We start from the raw sequence: 12,609 nt of genomic DNA on the forward strand, positions 1-12,609 counted from the left end.
GTTTATCTTCCAAGCAAAACAGATAAAAAAATCCATTTACCGGTGATAAACGCCACCAATTTTCTATAAGAAAAACAGCGTTAGCTTCCGCTGCATGTTTTAAAGTCTCAAGGATGCTTTTCCCTTGAGACGAGCGGGTGAAGGCAGCTATCCTCTTATAAATTATCTTATCATTTAAAAAATATGCTATTTGTTTTTTGAGTCTTAGGATAGCGGATGCTTGGCCTTGTCACGCAATTGCGTGACAGTTTTTTTGGATCAAAAAGCAACAAACCTTACAATAAAGTCCAAAAAAAGAAGAGGGCAAATAATCCCCTCTCCTTTCTTCGATTCTATAATCTACCTATTTAAGATCATTAAGGAAGCTCCGTCGTCCCCATTAAATAACGATCACATTCTCTAGCTGCTTCTCGTCCTTCATTGATCGCCCAAACGATCAAGCTTTGTCCACGTCGCATGTCGCCAGCTGAAAAGATGCCTTCAACATTCGTTGTATATTTTCCATACTCCGCTTTTACGTTCGAACGTTTATCCGTTTCTACTTCAAGCTGCTCAATGAGGCCTTGTTCAGGACCACTAAATCCGATTGCCAATAACACAAGGTCTGCCGGCCAAACTTTTTCCGTTCCTGGAATTTCTTTACGGAGTCGATTTCCATTTTCATCGGTTGTTAATTCCACGTTAACCGTATGCACTTCTTTGACGTGTCCGTTTTCATCGCCAACGAACTTTTTCGTCATGACTGCATAGGCACGAGGATCGTCACCAAACACAGCAGCTGCTTCCTTTTGACCGTATTCGATACGATGAATGATTGGATATTGTGGCCACGGATTGCCCACTTCATCACGGTTATCGACTTTTTTATCATAAATATCAAACTGCGTTAGGCTTCTACAGTTGTGTCTAACCGATGTCGCCAAACAGTCCGTCCCAGTATCTCCACCACCGATGACGATCACATCTTTATCTTCAGCAGAGATATAGTTCCCATCTTCTAAATTTGAGTCTAATAAACTCTTCGTATTTGCATGGAGAAAATCCATCGCATAGTGAACACCTTTTAATTCTCTGCCTTCAGCAGGAATGTCTCGGTGAATTGTCGCACCGCCGCATAAAATAATCGAATCAAAGTCGTTTTCTAAATCTGCCACCGGATAGTCTTTCCCCACTTCGGTATTGGTGACAAATTCGATCCCTTCTTCTACTAAGATATTCACGCGACGCTCAACAATCTCATAGGGGAGTTTCATCTCAGGAATCCCGTATGTTAACAAGCCTCCTATACGATCATGACGTTCAAAAACGGTGACAGAATGTCCTGCTTTATTAAGCTGGGCCGCAGCAGCAAGTCCGGCTGGACCAGAGCCTACGATAGCGACTTTTTTCCCAGTCCGCTTTGTTGGTGGTTCGGGTACTACCCAGCCCTCAGCAAAGCCTTTTTCAATAATCGAACGCTCAACGGTCCGAATCGCAACAGGCGGTTCATTTATCCCTAAAACGCAAGCCCCTTCACATGGTGCCGGACAAGCAAATCCGGTGAACTCTGGAAAGTTATTCATTTCATGCTCTCGTTTAAGTGCTTCTTTCCACTGGCCTTGATAGACGAGGTCGTTCCATTCAGGAATGAGATGATAGACGGGACATCCCGTAGTAACACCGTTGATCTCTGTCCCTGTGTGACAAGTAGGAACGCCGCAATCCATGCAACGCGCCCCTTGTTGTTTTATTTCCTCTTCTGTCATCGGTTTCGTATAATCTTCCCAATCCTTCGTTCGTGTTGAAGGTTCCCGTTCAAGCTGTGATTGCCGCTTATATTCCATAAATCCTGTTGCTTTTCCCATCGAATCACCCTCCCTGCTAAGTTATTTTAAAGCTAAAGCTTTTGCGTCGGTTTTACTTTCTTCAAAAGCTTGCATTTCTGCTTCGAATTTTTCCAGGCCAATGTCTTTCAAACTCTCAATTCGATCTTGCATTTCGAGATAATCCTTTGGAATAACACGGACAAACTTAGGTAAGAAAGTCTCCCAGTTTTCTAGCACACGTTTTCCAATGGTACTATCTGTGTAATAAACATGCTTTTCAATCATCTCATAGACCTCTACTCTTTCTTTTTCATCAGCTAAAGGCTGCAAGTGAACATTCGCTTGATTACATTTCGTTTCGAATGGTTCGAGCGATTCATCAAGAACATATGCGACACCACCTGACATCCCTGCCGCAAAGTTCCTTCCAGTAGAGCCTAATACAACAACTTTTCCACCTGTCATGTATTCACAACCGTGATCACCGACCCCTTCAACAACAGCTTGAACGCCACTATTTCGGACACAGAACCGTTCACCGGCAATACCGTTAATGTAAGCCTCTCCAGCTGATGCTCCGTACAGTGAGACGTTTCCGATAATCATATTCTCTTCGGCACAAAATGTAGCTCTAAGTGAAGGATGGGCAATGATCTTCCCTCCGGATAAACCTTTTCCTACGTAGTCATTGGCATCTCCTACGAGTTTTAGCGTCATCCCTTTTGGTATAAATGCACCAAAGCTTTGACCTGCAGAGCCTTTGAATGTTAAGCGAATCGTATCTTCTTTTAACCCGTCTGCCCCGTAACGTCTTGTAATTTCACTTCCAAGAATCGTTCCTGTAACCCGGTTAATATTTCGAATCGCGACGGTTGCTTCAATTGGCTCCCCGTTTTCAATAGCATTTTTACATAGTGGAATCAATTCTTGAGTATCCAATGCTTTATCTAATCCGTGGTTTTGCTCAATCGTTGCATAATTTCCTACGTGCTCAGGCACCTCTGGCTGATAAAGAAGGGCGGATAAGTCGACACCAGTCGCTTTCCAATGATCAACCGCTTCGTTTGTTTCCAATATGTCCGTTCTGCCGATCATCTCATTGAATGTTCTAAAGCCCAATTCTGCCATCAACTCTCTAGCTTCAGTAGCAACAAAGCGCATGAAATTCGCAACATGCTCCGCTTCACCAGTAAATTTCTCACGGAGCTCAGGATTTTGTGTCGCCACACCAACCGGACACGTATCCATGTGACACACTCGCATCATCACACACCCGAGGACAACAAGAGGTGCGGTTGAGAAACCAAACTCTTCGGCACCAAGAAGTGCTGCAACAATGACGTCTCTTCCGGTCATCATTTTACCGTCCGTTTCGACGACAATACGGTCTCTTAGTTGGTTTAATAACAATGTCTGGTGTGTTTCAGCTAAGCCAATTTCCCAGGGCAGACCTGTATGCTTAATACTTGATCGCGGTGCCGCTCCAGTTCCTCCGTCATATCCACTAATTAAAACGAGGTCTGCTCTTCCTTTTGCTACACCAGCTGCAATTGTACCTACACCCACAGCTGATACCAGCTTTACACTAATGCGCGCTCGTGGATTGGCATTCTTCAAGTTATGAATGAGTTCTGCAAGGTCCTCAATTGAGTAAATGTCATGGTGTGGTGGTGGAGAAATGAGTTCCACACCCGGCGTAGAACCTCGTACTTCAGCAACCCACGGATACACCTTTTTCCCAGGCAAATGTCCGCCTTCACCAGGCTTTGCGCCTTGAGCAATTTTAATTTGTATTTCATCGGCATTTACAAGGTAATGACTCGTGACACCAAATCTGCCAGATGCGACTTGTTTAATCGAACTGCGTCTCGAGTCACCATTGGCGTCAGGGGTGAAACGATCTGGAGCTTCTCCCCCTTCTCCGGAGTTACTGCTTCCACCAATACGGTTCATGGCGATTGCAAGTGCTTCATGGGCTTCCTGACTAATAGCACCGTAAGACATCGCACCTGTTTTAAACCTTTTACAAATCTCTTCTACCGACTCGACTTCATCAAGTGGGACAGGCTTTCTTGTCTTAAACGAAAGCAGCCCGCGGAGTGATTGCAAATTATTTTTTTCATCTGTAAGTAGTCCAGAATATTTCTTAAACAGCTCATAGTCGTTCGAACGACATGCGTGCTGCAGCGTATGAATGGTATGGGGATTATACTGATGATCTTCACCGTTTTCGCGATATTGGAACTCGTCTCCAGAATCCAATGCTTGGTTTTTTCCGCGATTATCTGCAAAGGCGCGCTCGTGCCTCATCAGTACTTCCTTTTCGATGATACTCAAGTCAATACCACCTAAACGAGAAGCAGTCCGTGTAAAATACTTCTCGATCACGTCTGGGTGAATACCGACAGCTTCGAAAATTTGTGCACCCCGGTAGCTTTGAATCGTAGAAATCCCCATTTTTGATAATACTTTGATGACGCCATCGGTCACCGCGTTGATATACTTCGTAACCGCTTCGTCATAAGAATCAACACGCAAGTCACCTTTGTTCTTTAATTCACGCAACGATTCAAACGCCAAATATGGATTAATTCCTTCTGCCCCGTACCCGAGCAATGTTGCAAAGTGATGAACTTCTCGTGGTTCACCTGATTCGAGAAGGATACTGATTTTCGTTCGAGTTCCTTTTCGAATAAGGTGATGGTGTAAGCCAGAGACAGCCAGAAGAGCTGGGATTGCCGCATGGTTTGCGTCTACACCACGATCAGATAAAGTAACGAGCGTTTTACCGTCTTCAATAGCTTGATCGGCTTTTGCAAAAAGCACCTCTAACGCTCGTTCCATTCCATTATCATCAGTGACATTAAATAAGATAGGTAACGTCTCCGTCCTAAAACCATCTCGTTTTTGAACGCGAAGCTTTTCTAACTGTTCGTTTGCAAGCACAGGCGTTTTTAACCGAATATGGCGACAACTCTCAGGTCCAGGATTAACGAGATTTCCTTCCGCCCCAACCGTCGTTTCAACCATTGTAACGATTTCTTCGCGAATCGCATCGATTGGTGGATTCGTCACTTGGGCAAATAATTGTTTAAAATAATTATAGAGTAGCTGCGGCTTTTTCGATAAAACAGCGAGAGGAGAGTCGTACCCCATCGAGCCAACGGGATCCTTGCCTTCAGATACTAACGGCTTTAGAATTTTGTTTAATTCCTCTGTTGTATATCCAAACGCAAGCTGCTGGTCGATTAGCTTATCAATAGGCTCTGCTTTTTTCGGAGACTCAGGTAAATCATCAAGATCGATTAAGTTATCGTTCAGCCACTCTCTATAAGGCTGCTCTGCTGCAATTTCAAGCTTAATTTCTTCATCTGGAATAATTCTTCCTTTTTCCAAATCAACAAGCAGCATTTTCCCAGGATGCAGCCGTTCTTTATACTCAATGTCATCAGCAAAGATATCTAATGCCCCAACTTCAGAACCGAGGACGACCATGCCATCCTTTGTGACATAGTATCGTGCCGGTCGCAGTCCGTTTCGGTCGAGACTCGCACCAATTTGTTTCCCATCTGTATAAACGAAAGCAGCAGGCCCATCCCACGGCTCCATTAACGTACTATGATATTCGTAAAAATCCCTCTTCGCTTCGTTTATTGTGTCATCGTTCGCCCACGGTTCAGGGACCATCATCATTGCCGTATGAGCTAATGATCTTCCTGAAAGGTGAAGGAATTCGAAGCAGTTATCAAACATGGACGAATCGCTTCCGTTTTTATCGATCACTGGCAACACTTTTTGCAAATCGTCATCATTAAAAAACTTAGAAGAACAGAGTGCCTGACGTGCCCTCATCCAATTCACATTTCCCCTGAGGGTATTAAACTCCCCATTATGAATTGTGTAACGGTTAGGGTGTGACCGTTTCCAACTCGGAAATGTGTTCGTGCTAAAGCGGGAATGCACTAAAGCCAATGCTGACTTAAATTCCGGGTGGTTCAGGTCAATATAGAAGGAGTCCAATTGTTCTGGAATAAGCATACCTTTATAAACAATCGTACTCGTTGATAAACTGCTAATATAAAACTCATCCTGTCCAGCAAGCTTTTTGGAAATCTCAATTTCCGTTCGTTTTCGAATGATATATAGTCTTCTCTCAAATTCATCCTGATCGGTAATCTGTTTTGAACGACCAACGAATACCTGGCGAATTGATGGTTTCGTTTTCTTCGCTTCCTCTCCAACAAACGAATCATTGACCGGAACTGTTCGCCAGCCGAGAAACGTCTGTCCCTCTTCACGAATAATCTCTTCAAAAATTCGTTTTGTTTTCAGTCGGGTATCCTGATCTTGTGGGAGAAAGACCATACCAATACCGTATTCTCCTTCATTAGGCAGTACGATATCTTCTCTGTCACACTGCTTCACAAAAAAACGATGAGGAATTTGCGTCAGAATACCTGCACCATCTCCGGTGCTCACATCAGCCGACTGCCCTCCCCGATGCTCTAAGTTACTCAAAATATTAATCGCATTCTGGACGATAGCATGAGACTTACGACCATTTATATTTGCGATCATCCCAATTCCACATGCTTCATGTTCATTTTCCGGATTATATAGACCCTGCTGTACAGGGTATCCATGCTTTCTCATAGCAACGCCCCTCCTTAATACTTTCAAAAAACCTATCGTTTTTCATAATTTCGGGTTAGTATATCACAAAATTTGATTAACATAAAATTCTGACTATATAGATTGGAATGAAAGTTTTTAAGTTAAGCGCTTACAATATTTATATAATGCGTTTCTTTAAATTCACGATTTTTTTTTTACTTGAATCATTTGTTTGTTTAAAAATGAATACTATTTTGTCGTAATTTTTGGGGAGTTGCTTGGTGTTAAAATAAGAGGGACTTTATGGAGCTCCGTTGGCCTCCATCTGCTTGCTTTCCGCGGACGAACCGCCAAGCCTCCTCGGGGAAACCACCCTGCGGGGGTCTCGGCTGGCCCGTTTTTCCGCAGGAGTCTCGCAGATTACGGCCTACTACGCAGAAGTTCTTTTTTTAATTACGAGACCTTTATAAACACTTCTATTCAACTTGGCTACGATCTCCAACTTGCTTGGTGTTAAATTAAAAGGGGCTTTATGGAGCTCCGTTGGCCTCCATCTGCTCGCTTTCCGCGGACGAACCGCCAAGCCTCCTCGGGAAATGCGCCCTGCGGGGTCTCGGCTGGCCCGTTTTTCCGCAGGAGTCTCGCAGATTACGGCCAACTGCGCAGAAGATGTTTTTTAATTACGAGACCTTATAAAAACTTCAAATCAACTAGGCTACCTCAAACTAGCCTATTACTAGCAAATGCAAATTCTTATAGAGAACGTTCTATACTGTCCCCTTTAGTTTCACGTGAAACATTACATCAAGCAAGAAAGATAAACTTTGGTGTCCCTTTCAAAAGATACGTGAACACCCTTCTTATAGTAAACAAAAAATGCCCTTAGTTAGCGGGCATCTTTTGTTAAATTACTTCTCTACTATCAACAGTTTTTTTCAATAATATCGTCACTTCAATTCTTCGGTCTTTTTGATTAACTCTTCCAATTCCAGGGTAACACCATTAAGAGTAGCGATTAGATCGGAAAGAAATTCTACAGAAGACAGTTGTTCCTCAGAAGCATTGGCTACATTTACAGCATGGTCAGTTGCTGTTTCTGCAAAAGAGGTCATCTCTTGAAATGACGCCGATGCTTGTTCTGATGCAGCTGTTACCTCTCTAGTTGAAAATGATATTTCCTTAATTTGATTAGCAACCCCATCAATAGACGTTTGAATTTTGCCAAAGATTTCTCCTGTTTCCTGGACGATATCTAATCCACCTCTGACCTCATTCATAATTTGATTCATAGAATCTACAGACGTATTTGTATCTTCTTGAATAGCGTTAACGAGTTCTGTAATTTTACTTGCAGATTCAGAAGATTGTTCAGCTAACTTTCTTACTTCATCCGCTACAACAGCAAACCCCTTTCCTTGCTCTCCCGCTCTTGCTGCTTCAATCGCTGCATTTAAAGCTAGTAGGTTCGTTTGTGAAGAGATATCTGTAATTAAACCAACGATTTCTCCAATTTCTTTGGAGCGATGATTCAACAACATCACTTTCTCAGAAGAAATGCTAACAGTATCATTAATTGAATTCATTTGTTGAACAGTTTTTTGGATCATAGCATTACCATCAGTAGCTTCTTGTACTGTCTTAAGCGATACTTCTGACACATTAGACGACGTTACCGCAATTTGTTCAATTCCTGATGCTATTTCCTGAATTGATTTGGAACTATCAATCGTCTGTGCCTTTTGAGTATTTGCTGCGCTCGAAATTTCTTGAATATGAGTTACGATGTCTTTGAGCGCTAACCGATTTGAATCATAATTCGTTTTAATTTGTGATGATGCCTGTATTAATTTCTCAGAAGTGAGAGATAACTTCTCAACAATACCATTTAAAATTTGTTGTTTTTCTTCCCTTTCGTCGAGGTCAGCAACTAACTTTCTCTTATTTATAATTTGCCAAATGATCGCACCTGACGTCCCGATCAAGAATACTGCATGAATAAGTACCATTGAAAAGGTATAATGATGTGTTCCAAAAACATATTCAGTTAAGACCACCGTTCCTGCCAAATGCTGAATAGCAAATAACCCAGTCATTATTAAAATTAAGTTTACTCTTTCATAATAGCCGACCATCGCGACTACCATGAAAATCGAAAAGTGATACTCAACCATCCCTTCCCCACCAGCGATCATTGACATACTACTAAACGTAATCGTAAGCGTATTTAAAAGCGGCAATAGCGGATGGTCCTTTTTCAATCGATAAAGAACAAAACAAATGATAAAGAGGACAATGGGTACAAAAAGAAAAATGTTAGTAATGTAGCTAATCTGATGAGAATGTACATGTCCAAAAAAATCAGATAAATTTAGAAACCGATGTAGGAAATGTACGACAACCGATACAAATAGGACGATAGTAGATAAAACAAGAATAATTCGATTCTTTACACTTAATAACAAATCATTTCCTCCTCAAAAACTTACTTCTTAATTGAATTGATTTAAAAGTTAATTCACATTAGGTGCCACCAGTCGCGAATGTAATTATTTTGATTGTCCTCAATTTTGGACACGCACCACTAATACTTTTAATACAAATTAAACTTTATCAGATTATAGTATTAATAATCTATAAACATTGAAAATTTTGCCTTTTATTACATTTAAGTAATAGTTCTATTTACCTATTTTACGCAACTTTTGGTTGATTGGTGTTAATTTAAGGGGGACTTTATGGAGCTCCGTTAGCCTGCACCTGCTCGCTTTCCGCGGACGAACCGCCAAGCCTTCTCCTCGGGAAATACGTCCGGTGTAAGGTGACAATAAAGTTATTTAATTTTCATACCAAAACACGCATAACCCCGTCCACATATTAGGGCGGGGTTAAAACAAAGTTGTTTAACTTTTGATCGAGTCTATTTCATTGCACTTAATATAACATTAAAGTCGTTCTTAAGATTTAACGTTGAATTTTTAGACCTAATAACGAAGCAAATTGTATCGCTTGAGACGTTGATACTTTACATCCTTTTAATTTCTCCATTGAAACAGTTAAAGAATGGATGAGCTTATATCAATTCCTTTTAATGATGTCTCTTCAAAGCTTGCGCCATTAAGATTACATGAAAGAAATTCTACTTTTTTGAGCTTACAGTCATAAAGGTCAGCGCTTTCTAACGCAGCATCATCAAAAGTCACCTTTTCAAGTTTTGAGTTACCGAACATAACCATTTTAAGAATGGATTCCCCAAACCTTGTATTACCGATATAAGACTCTGTTAGGTTGCTGCCTAGCAACTTACAATTAAGAAACTCAACTCGATTCATGGAGGCATTACTCAAATTAGCATTGGATAAATCACAATTTTCAAAGCGCACATCGGTAAGATCAATTCAGCTAAAGTCGGTATTAACAAAGTTGCAGTTTTTGATAACCGTTTGATAAAGCCGTAATCGCTCTATGGACTCGTTATCAAATTGAGAATCTGTAACGAGGCACACTTCAAATTCTGGATCTTTTCATAATAAATATCTGTAAATCTTCTCTCCGTTAGATTTTCAGGAATCTTGGGTTTCTCAATTTTCACTGTATACCTACCTACTCTCAAAGAACTTTAATTTGTTTATAAGGTCTCTAGATACAAATATAAAGGAACACATGTTCTTTTTCAAGACTTGAGCTTTATGCATTTTCTAAAATATAGGATTCATCTAAACGCATTTATTAACTGACGTTGTTTTGAGTTCTAAGAACCCCCCCCCCCCTTATTAAGTTAAATCCGATTGTTGAATAGAATGACTTGCGTTTTTTAACAACTTTATTATTCTTTAAACGCCTTTATTGTTAAACAACTTTTTGTCCATTAACACCTGCGGGGTTTCGGCTAGCCCGCTTTTACCGCAGGAGTCTCACAGATTCCCGCCAACTACGCAGAAGATCTTTTTATTAATTACGAGATCTTATAAACACATTTCAACTTGGCTACGGTTTCCAACTTGCTTGGTGTTAAATTAAGAGGGGCTTTATGGAGCTCCGTTAGCCTGCATCTGCTCGCTTTCCGCGGACGAACCGCCAAGCCTCCTCGGGAAAAGCGCCCTGCGGGGTCTCGGCTGGTCCGTTTTTCCGCAGGATTCTCGCAGATTACGGCCTACTACGCAGAAAATCTTTTTTATGAAGATTCCTGCATCCTCCCTAACCTCCATGAGTAAATTTTAATTGACTATGTTTCTAAAAAAATTCAACACTACTTTAAGGAGGTTTAGTAATGATAAAAATTGCAGCGATCCAAATGCGTTCAGAAAAAGCTTTGGTTGATGTAAATAGAAAAAAAGCAGTAGCCTTTGTTAAAGAAGCAGCTGCGAATGGAGCTAAACTTATTTGTTTGCCTGAATTATGGGTTTCCGGTTATGGATTAAAAACGTCAATGTTCCATCAATTGGCTGAACATGTTGAAGGAACAACAGTGACGATGTTTCAGCAATTAGCTAAAGCACTAAGAGTTGTCTTAATCGTTCCTTTTCCTGAACGAGAAGAACTTGATAAAAGCCTTTTTATCTCAGCTGCGATCATTAATGTTGATGGCAAAATTTGTGGCATTCAACGAAAATCCCTGATCTGGGGAACGGAAAACAAAACCTTTTTACCTGGAGAAAAAAAGTACCCTGTATATAAAACAGCAGCAGGAAATTTAGGTGTGCTTATTTGCTACGATATCGAATTCCCTGAACCCGCAAGACTGCTCGCTTTACAAAAAGCCGATTTGATTGTTGTCCCTTCTGTTTGGAGTATTAAAGCGCAACAAAGGTGGGATATTCAATTGCCTGCCAGAGCGCTAGATAATTCTGTTTATGTGTTAGGGGTTAATGCTGTCAGTGAAGGTGTTTGTGGAAAAAGTAAGTTTATTAGCCCTCGGGGAACGGTTTTGAAGGAAGGCTCTGCTACGAATGAAGGGATCATATATGGCAATATCGATATGAATACAATACAATCCGTCAGAAATGACATTCCTTATATGAAAGATTATCCCCCGGAATTTACACCCAGGGGCTAAGTCCTTAGTTGAAGAAATCTTGTCTTCTAATTAAAATTTACGAGCATAAGTATGAAAATGACTTAAAATATGAGTCAATATCATCATGCTCTTTTGGGTCGTTGTGCCTTAAAGGGGTTCGTTATATTCGGGTTATTTCTATTGCTTTCCTTGAGGATGTACACCTTTTTTATGCTTTAAGTCCTAATCGAGGAAACTTTATTGAAGGAAATTCGCAAATTATGTTGAATTTAACAGTAAAGGGTTTTCTGTTAATTAAAATTGTTTGGAATTTTTCCAATATTGGTTCTATTTCAAATCATTTAATTAAATTTAAGGGGGAAAAGAAATTGAAAAGTAAACTATTTTTATTGTTCACACTGATAATGGCTGCATCGATTATGGTAGCCTGCGGAAGTGATTCTGCTGCAGATGGGGACATGCCAGAGTACACTGTTGCTATTGACACTAACTACGTTCCATTTGAATTCTTAAACACTGAAACACAAGAGATGGAAGGCTTTGACGTCGATCTTATTTATGAAATTGCAGACAGAGTTGGCTTTACTATTGATTTAGAAACAGTAGAATTCGATGGGATCGTAACAGGAATGGGGACAGGTCGTTATGATATCGGTATTGCTGGCATGACGATTACAGAAGAAAGAGCCGAAAGCTTTGACTTCTCTGATCCCTATTATGATGCAGGATTAATTTTAGCTGTTAGAGAAGATGAAACTGAAATCGAATCTATTGATGATGTCGATGGCAGACCGGTAGCGACACGTGCTGCTACAACAAGTGAAACGTACTTGAAAGATAACACAGATGCTGAAATCCAGACCTTCCCAGATATCGTGAATGCCTATCAAGACCTCACTGCTGGTCGCGTAGATGCTGTCATTTATGACCTTCCAAATGTCATGTATTACATTGATACAGAAGCACTTGGTGAAATGAAAACTGTAGGTGACGTACTAACAGGTGAACAATACGGAATTGCCTTTCCATCCGATTCTGAATTAACTGAACAAGTGAATGAAGCGTTAGCAGAAATGAAGGAAGATGGCACATACGGTGATATTTATGAAGAATGGTTCGGTGAGCGTCCAGAATAATATGAAAAAGTGACGTCAATAAAGAAAAGCGCTAGCGCCT

5 protein-coding genes and 1 pseudogene are annotated in these 12,609 nt (G+C 40.8%); 2 read left to right on the forward strand and 4 right to left on the reverse strand.

Features of this window, described 5'->3' with window-relative positions; genetic code table 11:
• Positions 1-356 precede the first annotated feature (356 nt).
• The 4 genes and pseudogenes from CDZ94_RS13650 to CDZ94_RS13665 form a co-directional block, all read right to left on the reverse strand.
• Positions 357-1,844, reverse strand: a complete 1,488-nt coding sequence (locus CDZ94_RS13650; RefSeq protein ID WP_096437942.1) for a glutamate synthase subunit beta — start codon at positions 1,842-1,844, stop codon at positions 357-359.
• A gap of 21 nt (positions 1,845-1,865) precedes the next feature.
• The gene (gene gltB, locus CDZ94_RS13655; protein WP_096437944.1) at positions 1,866-6,458 is read right to left on the reverse strand and encodes a glutamate synthase large subunit; all 4,593 of its coding nucleotides are present in this window, start codon (positions 6,456-6,458) and stop codon (positions 1,866-1,868) included.
• A gap of 908 nt (positions 6,459-7,366) precedes the next feature.
• A complete protein-coding gene (locus CDZ94_RS13660) occupies positions 7,367-8,881 on the reverse strand; it encodes a methyl-accepting chemotaxis protein (protein ID WP_096437946.1) in 1,515 nt (504 codons plus the stop codon).
• 499 nt (positions 8,882-9,380) lie between these two features.
• Positions 9,381-10,008: pseudogene (locus CDZ94_RS13665) on the reverse strand (pentapeptide repeat-containing protein).
• 678 nt (positions 10,009-10,686) lie between these two features.
• On the opposite strand from CDZ94_RS13665, the gene CDZ94_RS13670 reads away from it, so the two are divergent.
• Positions 10,687-11,472 (forward strand): nitrilase-related carbon-nitrogen hydrolase, encoded by a 786-nt coding sequence (locus CDZ94_RS13670; protein WP_096437948.1) that lies wholly within the window; start codon positions 10,687-10,689, stop codon positions 11,470-11,472.
• A 365-nt stretch (positions 11,473-11,837) separates the two neighbouring features.
• A complete protein-coding gene (locus tag CDZ94_RS13675) occupies positions 11,838-12,569 on the forward strand; it encodes a transporter substrate-binding domain-containing protein (RefSeq protein WP_096440859.1) in 732 nt (243 codons plus the stop codon).
• Positions 12,570-12,609: the final 40 nt, after the last annotated feature.

The sequence above is a fragment of the Alteribacter populi genome (assembly GCF_002352765.1).
Classification (GTDB): Bacteria; Bacillota; Bacilli; order Bacillales; family Salisediminibacteriaceae; genus Alteribacter; species Alteribacter populi.